The 20664-nt window shown below is 72.2% G+C and carries 17 protein-coding genes and 1 pseudogene; 6 read left to right on the top strand and 12 right to left on the bottom strand.

Going from position 1 to position 20664, the window contains the following annotated elements; genetic code table 11:
• Nucleotides 1-34: 34 nt before the first annotated feature.
• Complete coding sequence (locus tag OHT01_RS37845) at nt 35-1687, bottom strand: nucleotidyltransferase domain-containing protein (RefSeq protein WP_328557631.1); 1653 nt, start codon at nt 1685-1687, stop codon at nt 35-37.
• Nucleotides 1684-4446 carry a phosphoenolpyruvate synthase gene (locus tag OHT01_RS37840; protein WP_328557630.1) on the bottom strand — a complete coding sequence of 921 codons (2763 nt, stop codon included), beginning with the start codon at nt 4444-4446 and terminating at the stop codon, nt 1684-1686. The genes OHT01_RS37845 and OHT01_RS37840 overlap by 4 nt, the downstream gene beginning before the upstream one ends.
• 536 nt (nt 4447-4982) lie before the next feature.
• Here OHT01_RS37840 and OHT01_RS37835 point away from each other — a divergent pair.
• Both OHT01_RS37835 and OHT01_RS37830 read left to right on the top strand, forming a co-directional pair.
• A complete protein-coding gene (locus OHT01_RS37835) occupies nt 4983-6866 on the top strand; it encodes an arabinofuranosidase catalytic domain-containing protein (protein ID WP_328557629.1) in 1884 nt (627 codons plus the stop codon).
• A 181-nt stretch (nt 6867-7047) separates the two neighbouring features.
• Nucleotides 7048-7875 carry a YhjD/YihY/BrkB family envelope integrity protein gene (locus tag OHT01_RS37830; protein ID WP_328557628.1) on the top strand — a complete coding sequence of 276 codons (828 nt, stop codon included), beginning with the start codon at nt 7048-7050 and terminating at the stop codon, nt 7873-7875.
• 167 nt (nt 7876-8042) lie between these two features.
• Here OHT01_RS37830 and OHT01_RS37825 read toward each other — a convergent pair whose 3' ends face one another.
• The 3 genes from OHT01_RS37825 to OHT01_RS37815 all read right to left on the bottom strand — a co-directional run bounded on the left by OHT01_RS37825 (nt 8043) and on the right by OHT01_RS37815 (nt 11286).
• On the bottom strand, nt 8043-8780 hold the full coding sequence (locus OHT01_RS37825; protein WP_328557627.1) for a YoaK family protein: 738 nt from the start codon (nt 8778-8780) through the stop codon (nt 8043-8045).
• A 302-nt stretch (nt 8781-9082) separates the two neighbouring features.
• Nucleotides 9083-10681, bottom strand: coding sequence for a glycerol-3-phosphate dehydrogenase/oxidase (locus tag OHT01_RS37820; RefSeq protein ID WP_328557626.1), 1599 nt, complete (start codon nt 10679-10681; stop codon nt 9083-9085).
• A complete protein-coding gene (locus tag OHT01_RS37815; RefSeq protein WP_328557625.1) occupies nt 10678-11286 on the bottom strand; it encodes a TetR/AcrR family transcriptional regulator in 609 nt (202 codons plus the stop codon). Before OHT01_RS37815 ends, OHT01_RS37820 begins: the two co-directional genes overlap by 4 nt.
• A gap of 74 nt (nt 11287-11360) precedes the next feature.
• Between OHT01_RS37815 and OHT01_RS37810 the strand changes: the two genes are divergently transcribed.
• On the top strand, nt 11361-12950 hold the full coding sequence (locus OHT01_RS37810) for an FAD-binding oxidoreductase (protein ID WP_328558404.1): 1590 nt from the start codon (nt 11361-11363) through the stop codon (nt 12948-12950).
• A 101-nt stretch (nt 12951-13051) separates the two neighbouring features.
• Complete coding sequence (locus tag OHT01_RS37805; RefSeq protein WP_328557624.1) at nt 13052-13933, top strand: diacylglycerol kinase family protein; 882 nt, start codon at nt 13052-13054, stop codon at nt 13931-13933.
• Nucleotides 13934-14006: 73 nt separating this feature from the next.
• On the opposite strand, the gene OHT01_RS37800 is transcribed toward OHT01_RS37805, so the two are convergent.
• On the bottom strand, nt 14007-14960 hold the full coding sequence (locus OHT01_RS37800) for a L,D-transpeptidase (protein WP_328557623.1): 954 nt from the start codon (nt 14958-14960) through the stop codon (nt 14007-14009).
• A gap of 328 nt (nt 14961-15288) precedes the next feature.
• Nucleotides 15289-16056, bottom strand: coding sequence for an alpha/beta hydrolase (locus OHT01_RS37795; RefSeq protein WP_328557622.1), 768 nt, complete (start codon nt 16054-16056; stop codon nt 15289-15291).
• Nucleotides 16057-16317: 261 nt separating this feature from the next.
• Here OHT01_RS37795 and OHT01_RS37790 point away from each other — a divergent pair.
• Nucleotides 16318-16614, top strand: a pseudogene (locus tag OHT01_RS37790) (NAD-binding lipoprotein); the annotation flags it as partial.
• 369 nt (nt 16615-16983) lie between these two features.
• A complete protein-coding gene (locus OHT01_RS37785) occupies nt 16984-17772 on the top strand; it encodes an SAM-dependent methyltransferase (RefSeq protein ID WP_328557621.1) in 789 nt (262 codons plus the stop codon).
• A gap of 100 nt (nt 17773-17872) precedes the next feature.
• On the opposite strand, the gene OHT01_RS37780 is transcribed toward OHT01_RS37785, so the two are convergent.
• The 5 genes from OHT01_RS37780 to OHT01_RS37760 all read right to left on the bottom strand — a co-directional run bounded on the left by OHT01_RS37780 (nt 17873) and on the right by OHT01_RS37760 (nt 20438).
• A complete protein-coding gene (locus OHT01_RS37780) occupies nt 17873-18250 on the bottom strand; it encodes a fic family toxin-antitoxin system, toxin component (protein ID WP_328558403.1) in 378 nt (125 codons plus the stop codon).
• Nucleotides 18250-18495 (bottom strand): hypothetical protein, encoded by a 246-nt coding sequence (locus OHT01_RS37775; RefSeq protein WP_328557620.1) that lies wholly within the window; start codon nt 18493-18495, stop codon nt 18250-18252. Before OHT01_RS37775 ends, OHT01_RS37780 begins: the two co-directional genes overlap by 1 nt.
• Before the next feature lie 380 nt (nt 18496-18875).
• Nucleotides 18876-19202 carry a plasmid stabilization protein gene (locus OHT01_RS37770; protein ID WP_328557619.1) on the bottom strand — a complete coding sequence of 109 codons (327 nt, stop codon included), beginning with the start codon at nt 19200-19202 and terminating at the stop codon, nt 18876-18878.
• Nucleotides 19203-19463: 261 nt separating this feature from the next.
• Entirely contained in the window at nt 19464-19967 is a 504-nt protein-coding gene (locus OHT01_RS37765; protein ID WP_328557618.1) for a DUF3618 domain-containing protein, read from the bottom strand.
• A 126-nt stretch (nt 19968-20093) separates the two neighbouring features.
• Nucleotides 20094-20438, bottom strand: a complete 345-nt coding sequence (locus OHT01_RS37760; RefSeq protein WP_328557617.1) for a hypothetical protein — start codon at nt 20436-20438, stop codon at nt 20094-20096.
• Between the last annotated feature and the right edge of the window lie 226 nt (nt 20439-20664).

Below are 20664 nucleotides of genomic sequence, written 5' to 3'. Positions count from 1 at the left end.
CGTCGGGTGGGTGCCGTCCGGGAGTCGGGTGCCGTCACGGCGACCGGTGGGGCTGGGCCCCGTTGCCGGTCAGCAGGTCGCGGGCCTCCTCGATCGGCAGCTCCGCGCCGAGGTGGGCGCCGATGCGCAGCCAGTCGTGGCCCAGTTGCAGGGTCGCGCGCCAGGTGTCGGCGGAGTCGAAGGAGAGCGGGAAGGAGTCGGCTCCCATGGCGCCGCGTACCAGGACGATGAAGAGGCGCAGCTCGGTCAGCAGGGCGTCACCCTCCTTCGCCGAGTGCACGCCGAGCCGCAGCAGTTCCCCGGCGCGCACCCCGATCGACCGGGTGGCGGCCGGCAGCAGGTCCGTGCGGCGCACGAGGTCGGAGTCGGCGGGCAGCGGGTTGACGCCGTGGGCGCTGGCCAGTCCGCGGAGCGCGGCGTGCACGGCGCGGCGCGCGGTGAGTTCGGCGACCCGCCACTGACCGCGTCGCAGCGCTCCGGTCAGATCCTCGACGGCGTTCTCGACGACCACGTTGGACCACACGAGGGCCATGGCGGCGGCGGCGAAGCGGTCGGCCGGCACGGGCATGAGGTCGATGGCACGGGGTCCCCCGACGGCCGCTCCGCGCACGGACAGCAGCGGCTGTGCGGTGGAGGGCGGCGGGGTCACGGGGCCGGGCGGGGCGGCGAGCGGCAGTGCGGGGGTGACGGTGCCGCCGCCCTTCCAGGCGAGGCGGACCAGCCCGTAGCGCAGGAAGGCGGCGAGCAGCGGGCCGGGGTCGGTGACGCCGCTGCCCGCCGTGTCGGCCAGTACGCGGGGCAGCGGCCTGCCCAGGACGAGGGAGCGCCAGACGGCTCCGGCGTCGTCGCCGAGGGCGAACACGTCCTGGCGGCCGCGGATGACGTGGACCCGTTCACCGGTCTGCCAGGTGGTGACCCCGGCACGGCGTTCGACGGTGAGCCGCTCCGGCTGCCGGGGGACGCCGGTGAGTCCGAGGTCCTCGGCGAAGTCGAGGCAGGCGGTGAGGTGTTCCTGTGCCGCGCCGGCGTCGGCGGGCCCAAGGGCGGCCGCCTCCAGTTCCCAGTAGCGGTCGCGTACGTCCGCCCGGCCGGCCCGGTCCAGTTGCATGGAGAGCCACTTGGGTTCGAGATAGGTCTCGCCCAGGCCGGCCGCCCAGGACTTGACGCTCTGCACGAGGGCGGCGCGGGTCCAGTCGACGGCCTCCTCGCGCTCGCCGAGGCACAGCAGCGCCGTCGCGTGCCGCAGGGACTGCCGGGCCCGGTGTGCCCACCAGTCCGCGGTGATCCGGCGGAACCGCTCCACGGGCAGGGTCGCCTTCACCTCCTCGATGAGGGCGTGGCCGCGCAGCGGGTGGCTGTGCAGGACCCGTTGGCAGCGGTTGAGGAGATCCTCGGAGAGCCGGCCGGGCCGTTCGGCGCCCTCCTCCACCGCCTGGAACTGGTCGGTGAGTTGACGCACCGTCCGGGTGCGGATCTCCACCCGCCTGCCGTCCACGAACAGCAGCGACGGCATGGTGGGCAGGTCGTCGTCGCAGCGGCCGACGAGCAGGAAGTCGATGTCGGAGGAGGGGTTGCCGAACCCCTCCGCGATGGATCCCTCCAGGGTCACGGCCCAGTCGGTACCAGGGGGCAGTTCGGACAGGGACTTGTCGAGCAGGTCCTGCAGCCGGTCCTCGGTGAGGATCACTGGGTCTCCGTTCGGGGGCTGTCCGGGTCGGCGGCCGGAGTGTCGGGGGGCGGGTCGGCGAGGACGGTGACCGTCCCGGCGGCGCCGTCGACCCGTAGCAGGGCACCGGTGCGGATCTCGGTGGTGGCTCCCTTGACCTGGACCACCGTCGGAATGCCCAACTCCCGTGCGACGACGGCGACATGGGTGAGGGGGCTGCCGCGTTCGATGACCAGGGCGGCCGCCGAGGACAGCGCGGTCACCCAGCCGGGGTCGGTCCGGTAGGCGAGCAGGATGCCGCCGCCGATGTCGCGCGGGAAGTCGGTGACCACGGCGGGCCCTTCGGCGACACCGGGGCAGCAGGGGACGCCGCTCAGCTCGCGGGCACCGCTGCGCGCGGCCGGGCCGCCGGTCCAGCCCGCGCGTTCCAGGTTGCCCGACCAGTACGGGGCGCCCCGGGTGGTGAAGCGGGCGGGTGCGTGCAGTGAGGCGTCGGCGGCCTGTTGCCTGCGCCGCAGGACGACGAGGTCCCGCAGTTCGGTGTGCGCGATCATGCCCTCGTAGGCGCCCCGGATCTCCTCCAGGCGCAGCAGGAACACATCGTCCCAGGCGTCGATGGCCCCGGCGCGCGCCAGATCGCGGCCCAGGGCGCGCAGCATCCGCTTGGCCGCTCCGAAGGCGCGGGTGCGGCAGAACCTGAGCCGTTCCCGGTCGGCGAGCGCCGCGCGGGCCTTGCCCCGCACCCGTTCGTACAACAGGCGTCGTGGGCCGCGCAGTTGCTCGTCGAGATAGGCGTCGGCGTCGCCGCCGCGGTCCGGCGTGCCGCCGTCGGCGGTGTCCGGCAGGGTGTCGCGCAGCAGTGCGAACAGACCTGCCGGGTTCTCGTGCAGGTCGGGGACCTCCAGTTTGAGTTCATCGGGGCTGCGGTAGCCGTAGTCGGCGATGTACGCGTCGACGGCGGCCAGGAACCGGGTGTGGCCGGCGTCGCGCAGTGCCCGGTGGGCCTCGGCGTCGGGGGTGCGTTCGAGCAGACGCAGGATGTCGGTGTCGGCGCGGGCCTGTGCGGCCAACTCAAGCAGTGCCCAGACCGGTTCGGCGGACTCCACGGCTTCGCCGGGGGCCGCCGCGGCCCAGGTGAACCATTCGGGCGCCTCGGGCAGCCATCTGCGGGTGAGCAGCGCGAGCAGGCCCACGGAGAGCAGGATCGTCGCGTCGAGGGTCTGCATCGGGCCCCATTTCTCGATGAGTTCCCGCTGCAGTCGCCGGAATCGGCGGTAGGTCTCGTCGCCGGGCAGGGCGTCGTAGTCGACATTGTTGAATACCGCGTACGCGCGATAGAAATCTCGGTGAAACGTCTCCACGGATTTCCGGATGGTGAGGAATCTCGTGGCGAAGATCACCGTGCGGGCGAGGCGGGCGACTTGGCCGCGCACTCCGGGCCGGGGTGTGAACGGATGGAGCGTGTCGGCGACTTCGTCGGAAATGCTCTCGGCGACGCCCAGGGATTTCTCCAGGACGCGCCGGTTGAGCGGGTAGAGCGGGGCGAGGCGGACCATGCGGTACCAGTGGAGGAGGTTGTAGTAGACCCGTCCGTGGACATGGCCGAGCAGGTGCGGGGTCCACTCCTGCACCTCGCGCAGTCGTTCGCCGCGGACGCCCAGGGCGCGGGCGTAACTGTCGTATACCTTCGCGTAGGTGTCGGCGGCGAAGCTGTAGGTGAGCGGCGAGACGACACCGCTGAAACTCTCGATGATGTTGGAGTTGTCCCAGATCCGCAGCTCGCCCTCGGGCTCCGCCGTGGGACCCGCGACCGGGGCGGGGGCGGTGATCGGCCGGCTCTGCAGAATCCACAAGGCGCCCTCGGCGATGGCCCATTCGATGTCCTGGGGGGCGCCGAGGAGAGCGGTGGCGCGGACTCCGGCCTCGTGCAGCCGGGCGAGGTCGGCGGCCGTCAGGGACAGCGCGGCGCGGTCCTCTCCGGTGACCGCCGACACCTGGCAGCCGGGTCCCGATCCGGCGTCGTAGCGCTCCAGTTGGTCACCGATCACCGTGGTCAGCGCCTCGCCGGTGGTGGCGTCGAGGACGACGGTGTCGGCGTCGACCGCGCCCGAGACCAGCCCCTCCCCCAGCCCGTGGACGGCACTGACCACCTGCCGGTCGGTGCGTCCGGTCGTCGGGTCGGCGGTGAACAGCACGCCGCTTCGCTCGGCCGCGACCATGCGCTGCACGATGACGGCGACACCGCCGGCGTCGGGCGGCAGTCGGTGCCGCGCGCGGTAGCGCAGGGAGCGTTCGGAGAAGGCGGAGGCCCAGCAGCGGCGGACATGGGCGATGACCTCGCCGAGGCCGCGGATGTTGAGGAAGCTGTCGAACTGGCCGGCGAAGGAGTGGCGTGCGCCGTCCTCCTGCGCGCCGGACGAACGCACGGCCACGGCTCCGCCCCCGGCCAGTCCGTAGGCCAGTCCGATGGCGTCGGTGAGGTGGTCGTCGAGCGGCGCGGCCTCGATGAGACGTGCGGCCTCCGCGGCGACTTGGCCGGGGTTCGACTCCCAGCCGTCGGCGAGCAGCCGGGCCAGGCGCTCGTCCAGTCCGCTGTCGCGGCAGAATTCCGCGAATACGTCGAGGCCGATGATCGACCAGCGCGGTACTTGAAATCCGGACGCGGTCAGGGTGTGCAGGTTCTTCCCTTTTCCACCGGCCCATTCGATGGTAAGGGATTCGTCACTGGATGGTGTGAGGACGTGCGGGGACCGGTGTTCGGATCCCGTGGTGGGCGACAACGCGTTTCCCCTCCAAGGGTGTTACTCGACCTCGCCCGAATGTTGCACAGCAGAGCCGGTCAAAAAAACTCCGGCGGGCCGCGGCAGTCGCTTTTCGGTCGTCGTAGGCTTTTCAATTTCCGGGTCGCGCGCCGCGGTTCGGGCCACCCCCTGGGGACCCGGCGACTTACGGGACGATCCGGCCGAAGCCGGTCGAAGCCGCCGGGGAGGCGCCCGGGGCGCCGCGGACGGAACAGGGCGGCGTCACCGCATGCGTCACGGGTCGGCACCGCATGCGTCGGGGGTCGGCACCGGCCGGCCGGTGCGGCGACAGGAACGCGGCACGGCGGGCCGCCGCACCCGCCCTGATCTCCGCAAAGCCACACGTTCGGACACAGGGAAGGGTCGACCAGAAAGGAAAGCAACAAATATTGACGCAATCGACCAGCGCGCGTAACTTCCGACTCAGTCGTCAGGCAGCCTGAACTCGGCTGTCCCGTGGGCGAGTTGTAGCTCCACCCTCCACCTTGGGAGCACACATGCACAGAAGAAGATCTGTGTCCTCGCGTCTCTTCCCCTATCCGGCGGCCGGGCCACTGCCCCGACCGGCCCGACTTCGTCGCGCCCTGCTGTCCGTCGCCGCCATCCTCGGCCTCCTGCTGACCGTCCTGGTCGCCGTGCCCGGTGTCGCCCAGGCCGCGGGATCACAGCCCTGCGACATCTACGCCGGCGCGGGCACCCCGTGCGTCGCCGCCCACAGCACGACACGCGCTCTGTTCTCCGCGTACAACGGCCCTCTCTACCAAGTCACCCGCGCCTCCGACGGCGCGGCCTCCGACATCGGGCTGCTGTCGGCCGGCGGCTACGCGAACGCCGCCCAGCAGGACAGCTTCTGCGCGAACACCACCTGCAGCATCTCGAAGGTGTACGACCAGACGTCCCGCCACAACGACCTGTTCCCCGGCCCCGCGGGCACGGCCGGAATGGGTGCGGACCGGGGCGCGGACGCGAGTGAGCTGTCGGTCACGGCGGGCGGCCACAAGGTGTACGGGATCTGGATCTCCCCCGGCGTCGGCTACCGCTCGCACGGCGCCGCCTCCGGGGCCGCCGTCAACGGCCAGGCGGAGGGCGCCTACATGGTCGCCAGCGGCACCCATGTCGGCTCCGCCTGCTGCTTCGACTACGGCAACGCGGAGTCCACCCCGGCCGACACCGGCAACGGCCACATGGACGCCGTGTCGATCGCCACCACCTGCTACTTCGCGCCCTGCAGCGGCTCAGGACCCTGGATCGAGGCCGACCTGGAGAACGGCATGTTCCAGGGCGACAACGGCTCCAACACCGCGAACAAGGGCAACAGCAGCACGTACGTCACGGCCGTCCTGAAGAACAACGGGCAGACCACGTACGCGCTCAAGGGAGGCAACGCGCAAACGGGCGGCCTGACGACCTGGTGGGACGGAGCGCTGCCCACACGGGGCGGCTACCGGCCGATGCAGCAGGAGGGCGGCATCATCCTGGGCACGGGCGGCGACAACAGCAACTGGAACATGGGGACCTTCTTCGAGGGCGTCATGGTGTCGGGCTATCCGACCGACGCGGCCGAGAACTCCGTGCAGGCGAACATCGTCTCGGTCGGCTACGCGGGCCAGACCAACATCCCGAACGGCCCGCAGGCCACCATCACCGGCCCCGGAAACCAGTGCGTCGACGTGGCGGCTGACGACACCGGGGTGAACGGCACCGCCGTACAACTGTGGAACTGCCAGTCCTACGCCGAGGACCAGTACTGGACGCACAACGCCAACGGGTCCCTCGCCACCATCGGCCGCTGCCTGGACATCGTCGGCAACGGCACCGCCAACGGCACCCAGGTCGAGCTCTGGGACTGCAACGGGGTGGGAGGCCAGAAGTGGGTGCAGCGCGCCGACGGCTCGCTGTTCAACCCGCAGTCGGGCCGCTGCCTGGACTCCCCGAACGGCGCCACCGCCAACGGAACCCGCCTGCGGATCTGGGACTGCAACGGCTCCGCCGCCCAGAAGTTCGCCGTCAACGCGGGAGCGCCCGTCCCAGGACCGGGCGGCACCTGCGCCGACGTGGCCGGTGACGACAACGGGTCCAACGGCACCGCCGTACAGTTGTGGGGCTGCCAGTCGTACGCGGTCGACCAGCACTGGTTCCACAGCTCGGACGGAAAGCTGCACACCCTGGGCCGCTGCCTGGACATCGTCGGCAACGCCACCGCGAACGGCACCCTGGTGGAACTCTGGGACTGCGGCTCGGCCGGTGGACAGCTCTGGCAGCAACAGGCCGACGGCTCCCTGCTCAACCCGCAGTCGGGCCGCTGCCTGGATTCCCCCGACGGCGCCACCGCCAACGGAACCCGCCTGCGGATCTGGGACTGCAACGGCTCCGCCGCCCAGAAGTTCGCACTGGGCTGACCTCACCTCGGTACCCCTGGGCCCGGCCGGGCCGCACGACGTCCGGCCGGGCTCACCCGTGACGCGGGGGCATGGACGGCTCGTCGGCGACCGCCCTCGTCGAGATCCGGCACCGGGCGGGACCAACGCGGGCTTCCCTCAGAGCTGTTGGCGCCGACTCCATCTGTGGTAATCGACCTGCATGCCGAAGAAGGCTCCACCAGCGGACGACCAACCCGACCGACCGGCCGCGCGGGTACGGCTGGGCCGGGTGCTGCGCGATTCCCCGGTCGGCCGGGGATTGCGCCTCGGCAGGGACATCGAACTGGCCCAGCGGTCCCTGGGCTTCGCGGCGCTCGGCTTCCTGACCCTGGTGCCGCTCCTGATCGTGGTCTCCGCCGCCGACCCGGCGCACGGGCGGGGGTTCGCGCAGTGGCTGGGGGACGGGCTCGGTGTGTCGAGGGCCGCCAGAGAGCAGGTCGCGCGGCTGTTCGCGGGGCCCGCGCAGGTACTTCAGACGACGACCGCGTTCGGACTCGCCGCCCTCGCCGTCTTCGGCCTGAGCTTCGGGGCGGCGGTACAGACGGGCTACGAGAAGGTCTGGGACCTGCCTCCGGCCCGCTGGTACGCGCGATGGCGCCAGGTGCTGTGGCTCGCCGTCCTGATCGGCTCCCTGTACGTGACCGCGACCACCACGCTGTGGCGTCACTCGGCCGCCGGCACGCTGACCGCTGCGCTGAGCGCCGTCCTGTTCTTCTGGTGGTCGCAGTGGATGCTGCTCGGCGGACGGGTCGCACCGAGGGCCCTGCTGCCCGGCGCGGTCCTGACCTCGCTGGGCCTGCTCGGGCTCCGGGTCTTCTCCCGTCTCGTCTTCTCACCGCTGATCGCCTCCAGCGCTGTCACCTACGGCCCGTTCGGTACCGTCCTGGTCGTCCAGTCCTGGCTGGTCGGGGTGGGCGTCGTCGTCTTCTACGGCGCATTGCTGGGGCGACTGGCGCACGAGGAAATCCCCACCGTGGCAAAGGCTTGAGCGCGGCGTACCCCAGCCCCTGGTGGTGGAGGGCCAGCGCCGTCTCCCCGGACGGAGCGTACGGAGCAGGGCCTCGGCCCTGCCGAGGGGCCCCGCGGAGCCGTCCGTCGCGGGGCGACGCGAGGGATTGGTCATCGGAGATCTGACATCGCGGTCCGCGCCGAGTCTCAGCCGATGAGTTCCGGCGTGAGCAGGCCGTACCGCGCCAGGAGCACGTTGAGGGCGGCGATGATCAGCACCGCGGCCGCGATGGCGAGCAGCGCGTGGCCGGTGCCCCACGGCGTCATGAGGGTGCCGAGGGCGCCGCCCGCGAAGATGCCGAGCACGGTCGCGACGAGCCGGACCCGGATCGTGCTCTTCCGTGAGGTCACGGGAGTGGCGCCGGTGAGGCCGTGGATGAGACGGACCAGCGAGACCTGGACGAGCAGGGTCGGCATGCCGGGAACGGCGGCCCGCAGGGCGGTGTCCGCGCGCAGGCCCATGGCGAAGCCGACGATGGCGATGACCAGGTTGTCCGGGTGGTCGGCGAGCGACCCGGAACCGTTCCGCCACAAGGCCGTCGCACCGGCGAGCGCGAGGAGCACCCCTTCGACGGTCAGGGCGGCAGCGAACCAGTGCCGGTGCCGTGCGACGAGACCGCGGGTGGTGAGGGCCCCGGCCGCGGCTCCCAGGACGAAGGCGATCAGGGCGATGGCTGGGCGGGCCACCGGTACCTGTCCTTCGCCGGCGACGGCGAAGGACAGGAAGAGCAGGTTGCCGGTGGCCAGCGCGGTGAAGACGTGCCCCATGGTCAGGAAGCTCACCGCGTCGGCCGCGCCCGCCAGGACGGTGAGGGTCGCCATGACGACGGTCTGCTGACGTTCGCGGCGTTCGGCCGACGCCGGTGGTCCGGCTTCTTCGCTCATGGGGCCAGTCTCAGGAACGCGGGCCCCCCGGCAGCCGCGGCCGGGCCGACACGCGATGCGCGTGCCGCCAATGGACGCTGCGACGGAGCGCGCCATGGACCCCACCCCACCGCCCTTACGGCCCCGCCACCTCGCCGCCTCACTGCCCCGCCGCCTCACCGCCTCACCGCCCCGCCGGTACCCGAGCGAGTCTTGGGTGCGGTGTCGGAGTGCGTGTCGGTGGCGCTGTGGCCTGTCGGTGTGCGTGCGGGGTGTGGGGTGGGGTGGTTGCAGGCGGTCCGCCGGGTGTCCGTGGTGGTGTGTCAGGCGGGGCGGGCCGCGGCCTCGTCGAGTGCCTCCCGGGCGGCCGCCACAGCGGCGGCCCGGTCCTGCGGCACCAGACCGACGCGGGTACGCCGGTCCAGCAGGTCGGCCTCGTCGAGGGCGCCCTCGTGCAGCACGGCCCAGAGCAGTGCGGCCCGCGTGACGGGGTGTCCGGGCGCCACGGGCTCGTTCAGCCGGGGATCGCGGGCGCCGAGCGCGTGGACGGCGGGGGCCTCGGCGCCGTATCGACGGATCAGCGGCCCGGGGGCGGCCAGCGAGCTGAGACGGTGCGGGAACGCGGCTCCGACCAGCGGCAGGGAGGCGGTGGTCGAGGGGCCGGCGCCGAGCCCTCGGGCCTCGACCGCCGCGTCGACCGCGTCCTGTGCCATGCGCCGGTAGGTGGTGAGTTTCCCTCCGACCACGGTGATCACCCCGTCGTCGGAGGTGAGGACGGCGTGCCGCCGTGAGATGTCCGAGGTGCGGGGGGATTCCCCCGAGCGCGCCGGCGCGGTGTCCAGCAGCGGGCGCAGCCCCGCGAAGGCGCCGACGACGTCCTGGCGTCTGACCGGAGTGTCCAGAGCGGAGCCCAGGACGTCCAGCAGGAAGCCGATGTCCGACTCGGGCACGTCGGGCACGTCCGGTACGTCCCCGTCGACGGGTTCGTCGGTCAGACCGACGTACACACGGCCGTCGTCCTGCGGCAGGACGAGGACGAAGCGATTGGTCTCGCCCGGGATCGGGATGTGCAGACCTGCGGGCAGCGGCCCGAACAGGTCGGCGCGCAGCACCAGATGGGTTCCGCGCGAGGGGCGGATACGGATGCCGTCGACGAGGTCGCCCGCCCACACGCCGGACGCGTTGATCACCGCCCGGGCCCTGATCTCGCCCTGCTCGCCGGTGAGTTCGTCGCGGACGCGGGCCCCGGTCCCGCCGATCTCCAGCGCCCTGACCCGGGTGAGGATCTTCGCGCCGCGGAGGGCCGCGGTGCGGGCGAGCGCGGTGACGAGCCGGGCGTCGTCGGTCACCTTTCCGTCCCAGGACAGCAGACCGCCGCGCAGGCCGCCGGGGCGGACGGACGGTGCCAGGTGGCGGGCCTCCACGGCGGAGAGCCGGCGCGGCGCGGGCAGCGTGGCGCGGGAGGTGCGGGCGGCCAGCCGCAGGGTGTCCCCGGCCCGGAAACCGGCCCAGGCCAGGGAGGCCTGACCGCGTGACACCAGCGGCGTCAGCGGCAGTACGAAGGGCTGGGCGCGCACCAGGTGCGGGGCGGTCCGCGCCATCAGCACGCCTCGTTCGACCGCGCTCTCGTGGGCCACGTCGAGCTGGCCGGAGGCGAGGTAGCGCAGTCCGCCGTGGATGAGCTTGGAACTCCAGCGCGAGGTGCCGAAGGCGAGGTCGTGGGCGTCCACGGCGACGACGCTGAGACCTCGGGCGGCGGCGTCCAGGGCGACCCCGGCGCCGGTGGCGCCGAGTCCGACGACCAGGACGTCCACCACGTCGCCGCCCACGGCCTCGGCCAGTTCACGGCGGCGGCGGGCGGCGGAGAGCGACGATCCGGGGACCGGGGCCGCGGGGGCGGACGGACTGCTGGTGGGGCTCATGGCGTGAGGGTCCTCTCCAGAAGGGTGCGCAGCTCGTCGAGGAAGGCGCCGCTGGTCAGTTCGGGGTCGTCCTCGTCGGTCATGGTCCGCAGCGACAGGGTGAAGGACTGGACCACGAGCAGCACGGCACGGGCCTGCCGCCGGGTGGGGGCGCGCCGCACCGATCCGTCGGCGTGCCCCTCCGTCAGCGCGTCGGCGAGGAGACCCAGAAGGGCTTCCTGGCTGGCACCGCGGCGGTCCAGTACGTAGGGCAGCAGCAGTTCGGGGTCGACGTCGATGATCTTGCAGAAGAGCGGGTGGGCCCTGAACGCCTCGACCCCGGCCACCAGTCCGTCCACGATCAGGGAGCGCGTGTCCTGGTCCGGCTTCCGCTCCGGCATGGCACGGGTCGCCACGTCGACCCACTCACGGGTCATCAGATCGCCGACCAGCGACCGTACGTCGGGCCAGCGCCGGTAGAGCGTCATCCGCGAGACGCCGGCCCGCCGGGCCACGTCGGTCAGGGTGGTGCGCCGGACTCCGACCGCGAGGACGCAGTCGCGTACGGCGTCGAGGACGGGATCGCTGTCCGGGCGTTCCGAGTGGTTGTGACGAATAGGCGTCATGTGTAACAGTGTAACGCCCTGTGCGGCCGTGCGGGAGACGACGCTTCACGAACCCACCGATGAGGACAACGTTCATGGACATGCTGTGGAGTGGCTGGGGCGACCCCGCCAAGGCGGCGCCGCTGCCCGACTCGGTGACCGGCCTGCTGCGGGACCTGCTCGGCGTCAAGCCGCGGGACACCGAAGTGCGCGAACTTGCGCAGATCTCCGTCCCCGAGCCCCCGCGGGCTCCCGTCCTGCGGGCGCTGGCGGACGCCGTCGGCGGTGCGGCCCATGTGCTCACCGACGCGGAGACCCGGATCAGGCACACCCGAGGCAAGTCCACGCCCGACCTGCTGAAGATCCGCACGGGCGACGTCGAGGACGCCCCCGCCGCCGTCGTCCTGCCCGCCACCCACGACGAGGTGCTCGCCGTGCTGCACGCGTGCGCCGAACACGGCCTCGCCGTCGTCCCGTTCGGCGGCGGTACCTCGGTCGTCGGCGGCCTCGCGCCCGAGCGGAGCGCCTTCGTCGCCCTCGACCTGCGCCGCATGAACGGCATGCTCGACATCGACCCCGTCTCCCGGACCGCCACGTTCCAGCCGGGCCTGCGCGCCCCCGACGCGGAGGCGCTCCTCGCGGAGTACGGGTTCACTCTGGGACACTTCCCGCAGTCCTACGAGTGGGCCACCATCGGCGGGTTCGCCGCGGCCCGCTCCAGCGGACAGGCCTCCGCCGGGTACGGCCGCTTCGACGAGATGGTCCTCGGTCTCACCGTCGCGACCCCGGAGGGCACCCTCGACGCGGGACGCGCGCCCCGCTCGGCGGCCGGCCCCGATCTGCGTCAGCTGATCCTCGGTTCCGAGGGCGCGTTCGGCGTCATCACCTCCGTCACCGTGCGGATCAGGCCGCTGCCCCGGACCCGGATCTACGAGGGGTGGCGGTTCGCCTCCTTCGAGGAGGGCGCCACCGCGCTCCGCCGGCTCGCCCAGGACGGACCGCGCCCCACGGTGCTGCGGCTCTCCGACGAGACCGAGACCTTCATCGGCCTCGCCCAGCCCGACGCCATCGGTTCGGCCGAGGCACCCACGGGCGCCGGATGCACGGCGATCGCCGGCTACGAGGGGACCGAGGAGGACACCGCGTACCGCCGCGAGCGGGCCGCCGAGGTCCTGCGCTCCGCCGGGGGGACCTACCTGGGAGCCGAGCCCGGTGAACGCTGGGCGCACGGCCGCTACTCGGCGCCCTACCTGCGCGACTCCCTGCTCGACGCCGGGGCCTTCGCGGAGACCCTGGAGACCGCGGCCTTCTGGTCACGGCTCCCCGAGCTCTACACCGCCGTGCGCGCCGCGCTGACCGAGACGCTCACCGCGGCGGGAACCCCGCCCCTGGTGATGTGCCACATCTCGCACGTCTACGAGAACGGTGCCTCGCTCTATTTCACCGTGGTCTCCGCCCAGGGTGAGGACGCCGTGGCCCACTGGGCACCGGCCAAGCAGGCCGCCAACGAGGCCGTCCTGAACGCGGGCGGCACCATCAGCCACCACCACGGAGTCGGAACGGACCACCGCGACGGGTATCTCCGGGAGGCCGGGCCGCTCGGCATCGAGGCCCTGCGGGCCGTCAAGCGGAGGCTGGACCCGGACGCCCTTCTCAATCCCGGGATCCTGCTGCCCCTCGACTGACCCCCGCCGTGCGTCTCCCGGCGGCCTCGGGGCCGCCGGTACGTCGTCAGGCTCCGTCCTCGCCCCGCTCCGTCCCACCGTCACTGCCCGGAGGCACACCGATGCGACAGTTCACGGCCGTCGTCAACCCCACCGCGGGCGGCTCAACCGGGGCGGCGGCCCTGCTCCCGGTCGCCCGCCTGCTGCGGGAGGCCGGGGCCGGACTCGACACCGAGTACAGCCGCAGCCTGGCCCACGCGCAGGAACTCGCCCTCCGCGCCGGGGAGCAGGGCCGGATCGTGCTCGCGGTCGGCGGTGACGGGATCGCCGGCGGCATAGGCGGTGCCCTCAGCGGCACGGACACCGTCCTCGGTCTGGTGCCGGCGGGCCGGGGCAACGATTTCGCCCGCGCCCTCCGACTGCCCACCGCCGCCGCGGACCTGGCCCACGTCCTGCTGCGTCACGAGCCGCGCCGCGTGGACACCATCGAGGTGGAATCGGCCGTGCACCCCCGGACCGTGGTCCTGGGCAGCGTGTACGCGGGCGTCGACGCGCTCGCCAATCGGCACGCCAACCATTCACGCGTGCTGCGCGGTTCCGCCTCGTACTACGCGGGCGGTCTGCGCGCGGTCGGCGGCTGGCGTCCGGTGTCGTACCGGGTCACCGTCGACGGAGACGAACACCTCCACCGCGGCTACACCGTCGTGGCCGCCAACTCCGCCTACTACGGCTCCGGACGGATCATCGCCCCGGCCGCCCGGACGGACGACGGCCTGCTGGACGTCGTGATGATCCGGGAGGCCCCGCGCCGGCTGTTCTTCACCCTGATGAACGAGTTGAAGACCGGCGCCCACACCGCGCGGCCCGAGGTCGTGATCCTTCGGGGCCGTGAGATCCGTATCGAGGCCGACCGGCCCGTGCCGTACGGCGCGGACGGAGAGGTCGAAGCCACCCTCCCGGTCACGGTCCGGGTGCGGCCGGCCGATCTGGCCATGCTCTTCTGACCGGACCCGGGCCGCCGTGGCCGCCCGGTCCGCCGACGGGCAGCCACGAGGGGCCCGTCGGCGGACGCGCGCGTCAGCCGGCGGTGGAAGCCCCGCTCGCGCTGCCCGACAGCCACTGGTCCCAGCTCAGGTTGAAGGCGGCGTAGCCGTTGTCGGCCGAGGCCTTCGCCCGCGGGGAGCCCGTCACGGAGACCGGGTCGCCCTGCTTGACCTGGCCGTAGAACCACTTGGCGTCGGACATCGACAGGTGGACACAGCCGTGCGAGCCCCGGGCACTGCCACTGCCGGGGTTCGGGTCACCGGTCGAGTAGTGGACGTAGGTGCCGGACTGGGTGAGGTGGACATCCCAGGGAAGGGTCAGGTCGTAGTAGTTGGGGGCGCCCTTGGTGCAGCTGATGCCGACGCTGCACGAGGTCATGTGGACCTTCTCCTGCTTGTCGATCACCGCCATGACGCCGTTCCACGTGGGGTACTGGGCGCTCCCCGCGTTGATCGACAGCGTCCGCACGGGCGCGCCGTTCCGCGTGACCTTCATGGTGTGCCCGGTGACCGACACATCCGCACGGACGTCGTCGCCGACCGTGAAGTCGTGCACGTAGGAACGCGTGCCGTAACGGCCGTTGCCGTTGGTCACACCCTTCAGATCGGCGGTGATCTTCACCTTCGTACCGGATGCCCAGTACGACTTGGGCCGCCAGTCGGCGCGCCGGTCCCCGAACCAGTGCCACGCCCCCGTCATCGGCTGAGAGCTGGTCACCTTCATGTGCTTCTCGACATCGGCGCGGGCCTTCGCGCCGACCGGATTGGTGAATATCACCGAGATCGGCATCGCGACGCCGACCGTGGCGCCGGTCTGCGGTGTGATCGTCTCCAGCAGCATCGGCGGCCCCGAGGGCTTCGGTGGAGACGGCTTGGTGCTGGCCGTCGGCTTCGCCGTCCCGCCCTTTCCGTCGTCGGAACTCGCTTTCGGTGTCCCCCCGCCACAGGCGCTGGTGCCCGCCAGCACCGCAACCATGACGAGTGCCATCGATATACCGCTACGTCGCTTCACATCTACCCCGGCTCACAAATCGTGCCTGCCTCACTGTTCTGTTGGACTACTTGCGTTCCCCCGCGGTTGCAGTTGATGTGTAAAGCACGGTTCAAAACCCGACACGAGAGGTCCCGCGCGACACGGACCGGCCGATCCACCAGGCCGTGGCCGCCGCCCCCGTACGGACGTCGGACCGGCCGCGCGGACGGGCAAGAGGCGCAAGTCCGTGCCGGTGTGACGCCCTGTCGGGACGCCGGGCGACATCGGCGCCCGGCCGGGGCCGGGCGCCGATGTACGTCAGGTCGGATCACCCCACGTCACATCACGTCGCCGATGTGACTCCGGCCCGGCCGAGGTGCCGGGCGAAGAACCGGACCGCGCTGTCGGCCTCGAACCTGGGCAGTTCCTTGTGCCTGCCGGCGTTGGCGTGCAACGTCTTCTCCTTCGAGGCGAAGGCGTCGAACAGTGCGAGACCGGCCTCGCGCGGGATGTGCTCGTCGTCCCACTGCAGGTCGAACTCGATCGGTACGGTGATCCGCTTCGCCTTCTCGGCCAGGACGTCGGGCCAGTGCTGGCCGAGGACAGCGGCGGTGATCCTGGGTTCGACGGCCACGAGCGGTACCCCGATCGCGGTCCCCATGTTGATGCCGAAGTAGCCGACCGGCCCGTCGGCGCCGATCTCCGGAAGCGCCTGGAGGGCGTCCAGGGTCGCCCGCCACTCCGGCACGGCGAGCTCCGCCAGGTACGCGTTGTAGCGGACGACGATCGGACCTTCCGGTTCGCCCGCCGCCCTTGCCCGGAACAGCTCGGCGATCTCCCGCTCGTCGTGCGCCGTGCGGGGGCGGTCTCCATGACCGGGCGCGTCGATGACGGCGACATGGAAGCCGCAGCCGGACACGAGGCGCTGGGCCCGGCCCGCCATGGCCGGTGCCTTCTTGTGCGTACCGCCCCCGTGCCCCATCAGCACCAGGGGCGCCCGGTCGGCGCCGGAGGCCGGAGACCACAGGACGCCGGGGACCCCGCCCACGACGAAGTCGCGTTCGATCATTCCGTTGGCCGAGGACTCGGCGGTGAACTGCAGAGAATGCATAGGTCTTGCCTTTCGGGAGTGCCTGGTTGTCGAGGCGCTCCCGGTGGCACCTAGGGCAAGGGCCGAACCGTGACCAACAGGGGGAGCACCCATCCGCGTACAGCGTTCATGGGTCTCACCTCCTCGCACGACGTCACGGCCAGCGGCAAGCTACCAGCCCGACTGGCACCCCGCCCAACTCTTTTTCCCCGACCCGGCCTCGTGGCCGCCGACCGGTCGCGGACCCGAACTCCAGAGGCTCGGGCGGAGCCGACGGAGCCGGTGGCTGTCGTCGTTCCGGTGAGCGCGCTGCTGGTGTGGACGGATCCCGGCTCCCCGCGCTCGCTTCCGGGGCGGTCGGCGGCGGTGGGGCGGCCGAGCGCCCAGACCCTGCGGCTCGGCGAGGTGACCGGGACGCCGCTGCGGACGCTGCTGTCGGTGGTCCTCGGTCTGGTGGCGCTGCTGTGCGTCTCGACCCTCGTCGGTGTGATCACCACGGGCCTGGCGGAGCGGCTGACGGAGCTGAGCCGTGGGCGGTCGGCCGTACTGGAGCACGGGCATGTCGTGGTGCTCGACTGGCCCTCAGGCTGCAGAACCAGCGCACCGGACGGGACGTACGGGGGGTCACCGAGCTGACCGACGACCGCAACCGGGCGCTGGCCCCGCTCGGCCCCGGCTCCGACGCCGTCGTCAGCGGGGAGCCGACGGGGCGTGGCGACGGAGTCCGTCCGTACGAACCTCGCCGCCGGCCAGGACACGCGTGCCGGGCAGGCGGGGCGCCAGCGGTCGCCCTGAACCGGGGCCGACAACTTCCCCTGCTGCAAAGGCAGTTCGCATACCCAGCCACCCATCGGCCCAACTCCCCTGCCGTACCGCACACATGACGCTTCCGAGTAGGATGATCGAACACTTGGCCTGCCGCGTTTCCGTGGTGCGATGGGAGCAAACATGACGATCGACCGACAGTCGTTTCCAACGCTCGACACCAGCAGGGCGCATCCCGCGCGGGTCTACGACTGGCTGCTGGGCGGCAAGGACAACTACCCGGTCGACGAGGCGGTGGGAGAGAAACTGCCGCCCGAGGCGAGGGACGCGGCGCGGCAGAACCGCGAGTTCATGCACCGGGCGTCCGCCTGGCTCGCCGAGCAGGGCATCGACCAGTTCCTGGACATCGGGACCGGGATTCCCACGCAGCCCAATCTCCACCAGATCGTCCAGGACATCTCGCCCGAGGCGAAGGTGGTCTACACCGACAACGACCCGATCGTGCTGCGTCACGCCGAGGCACTGCTCGTGAGCCGGCCCGAGGGAGTCACGGACTACATCCAGGCCGATGTGCGGCGGCCCCAGGAGATCGTCGAGCACGCCCGGCACATACTCGACTTCAGCCGCCCGATCGCCTTGTCACTGATCGCGCTGATGCACTTCGTCCCCGACGAGCAGGACGCCCACGCCATCGTCCGCAACCTGGTCGACACGCTGCCCTCGGGGAGCTACCTGGTGCTGTCGCACGCCTCGTCCGACCTGTTCCCCGAACTCTCCGCACAGGTCACCGCCGAGTACGCCAAGGGCGGCATCCAACTCGGCTTCCGTACCCGGCCGGAGGTGCAGCGCTTCTTCGACGGCCTCGATCTCGTCGAGCCGGGCCTGGTCACGGCGACGGAGTGGTTCACGTCGGCGCGCAGGCCGAGGCCGGAGGACAGCGGCATCTACGCGGGAGTGGCACGCGTCCGCTGAACGGGCCGGCCCGCCGGGAAGCGGGCCCGCCCGAAGGCCGAACCGCCCGGGAGACGGCCGGCCCGGCCACCGGCGGCCCCGGCCGACCGGCCACCGGGGATCAGGTGACCGCGGGCCAGGAACGCAGCAGCTCGGCGATCCTCGCGGCGGTGCAGGCGGGGTCGCGGAGCAGATCGCGCAGCGCGACGGCGTCGTCCCGGGTGGGCTTCACCGGGATGCCCGAGGCCTCCAGATACATCACACCCGTGGCCGCCGCGACGGCCATGTTGGAGCGCTCCAGCCACCGGCACCGGCCCAGTACGTGCACCAGGGCGGCGGCGCGGGCGTAGACGCCGTCGTACACGGGCTGCTCCAGCAGTCGCGCCTGGTGACAGGCGACCGCGGCCACCGGCACCCCGTAGTCGTCGGGGGCCGGATCACCCGCTCCGGCGATCTCGGCGACCTGCAGGATCCAGGGGACGTCGATGTGCAGGTCCATCACGCTGCGTGCGCCTCCCGGGCGGCGCGCCCGAGGTCTTCGGTCTCGGCCTCGTCGAACACGTCCTGGTGCTCGTCGAGGAAGCGGCGGGCCGCGTCCAGGCCGCGGGCGCGCAGGCCGTCGGCGTCCTCCAGCACGAGCTGGGAGAGGTATTCACCGACGCTCTGCCCGCGGTCCTTGGCCCTGGCCCTGGCGAGCTCCAGGACGTCCTCGTCGATCCTCGCGCCTACTTGTGTCCTCGCCATACCGGCATGGTAACAGCCGTTACCACGCGCGCGGGGTGCGCGCTTCCCTGTCGCTCTTCCCTGTCGCGCCGCCCTCGCCCGGCCCCGATCGTCCATGCGGGTGGCGTAGGGGACGGCTGCGAGCCCTCGAAGGCATGACCGGCGTTGTGCATCCTGCCTGCCCACCCACGATCATCCCGAGAGGACGTCCCATGCGCCGAACCATGCTGTTGTCCGTCTGCGCTCTCGTCGCCGCCGCGGCAACCGGATTCTTCACCACCAGCGCCATCCGCAACCGCTGACTCCACGACGCCCCCGCAGGCGAGGACCGTGCCGTCGGGCAGCCTCACGGGTGGGCCGGCCACGAGGGCCGTCTCACCCGGGCCGCTGTCCCACCGGGGTCAGCGGCCCAGCGCGTTCTTCAGCTGCTGCTTGTTCATCGAGGAGCGGCCGTGGACCTTGCGCTTCCTGGCCTCCTCGTACAACTGGTCCTTGGTGGGCCCTTGCGCTCCGGAGTGCGAGCGCAGCCCGCCCCGCTGCGACGCCGACTTCGGGTCGCGCAGGGACGCGTCACTGGCGGTCCTCGACTCTCCGGCCCTCGCCCGCTCCTTGTTCACGGTGCGCGCCGCGATCTCCTTCGCCCGGCTCGTGGACTCTCCGCGTTCCCGCGCGCTCTCCTTGATGTGCTCGTACTGCCGCTCTCGTTTCCTGTTCGATCCTGCGGGCATGACGGGTCCCTTCCTGGTCCGGCCGGCTCGGGCTCGTACGGGGCACGAGTACCCCGAGGGCCCGCGGTCTCACGGCTGCCCCGGCCCTCCGTCGCCACGGGCCAGGGACCGCCGCCGTGCCGGCCGCACGGGGGCGACGGCGGAGGTCCCCGTCCCATGAGGGCCGGGGACCTCCCTCCTTCCACGGGTTCCCGGCCGCGGACCGGCGGGCGACACCGCGCGGCGGAGCCACCGGGCGCGGCGCGCCACGACTCCCGCTCCTCACCCCTTGCGGTGGCGCGACACCAGCCACACGACCGCGACGGCACCCACGGCCGCCACGATCAGGGCGCGGTTCTCCCTTGCCAAGCGCGCGCCTTGGGCCGCGTGCTGCCGCAAGGGCTCGGGCGCCTTCTCCTCCCACACGCCGCCCGCCTGCGCGGCCTTGTCCCGAACCTGGCCGCCGGCCTGCGCGGCTTTGTCCCGAACCTGCCCGGCGGCCTGGGCGGCCTTGTCCTTGACCGGGTCGGGCACCTTCTCCTGCACCGAGTGGGCGGCCTTGGCCGCCTTGGCCTTCAGCTCGCCCGCCTTCGCCGCGGCCTGCTCCGCGACTTCGGCGGTCCTCTCCCTGACCTCGGCGGTCTTCTCCTTGGCCCGGGCCTTCACATCGGCCTTGTCGGCCAGGGCCTGGACCGTCTCCCCGAGTTCCGCGCGGGTCCGTTCGACCTGCTCCCGCACCTCGGCGGGCGTGGCCGCGGCCTGCTCGTCGTTCGACCTCTCACTCATCGGTGGGCACTCCTCCTGATCTCGGCCACATCGGCCTTCACGTTCTCCATCGCCTGCTCGGTAGGGCGGCGCCGCCCTACCGACCCAACTCGGTGGACTCCCCTACGCCCAAGGTCCACCGCCTCTCTAGCCCCGCGTCCGGAGTCTCAGGTCGACCTCCTTCTCCTGGTCTCCGGACGCCGTCCCCTGTTCCTGGACCGCGAACGAGCCGCTCAGGGCCTCGCGGAGCCGGTCCACGGCGACGTAGCCGCCCTGCAACGTGGCGCTGACCGATCCCTCCAAGGGGGTGGGGCCGGTCGGTATCCGTTCCTCGGTCGGGTCGAAGTCCGCGCTCCACACGGGCGGGCGGTCGCCCGGCTGCTCGTGAGGAACGTCGTCGGCCGTCCGGTCGGTCGGGAACGCCGTCCGCAGGACGCCGAACACGGTGGCGACGTCCTCCTCGGACCCTCCGGTGAGAGACACGGTGGCCATCGGATCACTCTCCTTTCCGCTGGGGTACGACGGTGTGCGCGGGCTCCTCGGCGCAGGCGCTGCCCGCCATGAGGACCCGACGCGGGTGCGGACCGGATCCGCGAGCGGCGCGAGCCCGCCCGCCACGGCGGCCGGCCGGCCCGGTCCGCCGCCCGGAGCCACGGTCTCGGCACCTCTCGCCGTGGTCGCGTGCCGTCCCAGCCTCACCCGGTCGGCCTCCCACGGC

Origin of the sequence: Streptomyces sp. NBC_00358, assembly GCF_036099295.1 — a bacterium.
Taxonomy (GTDB): domain Bacteria; phylum Actinomycetota; class Actinomycetes; order Streptomycetales; family Streptomycetaceae; genus Streptomyces.
Note: the sequence above shows the minus strand (reverse complement) of the source record. Positions and strands in the feature narration are given on the sequence as shown.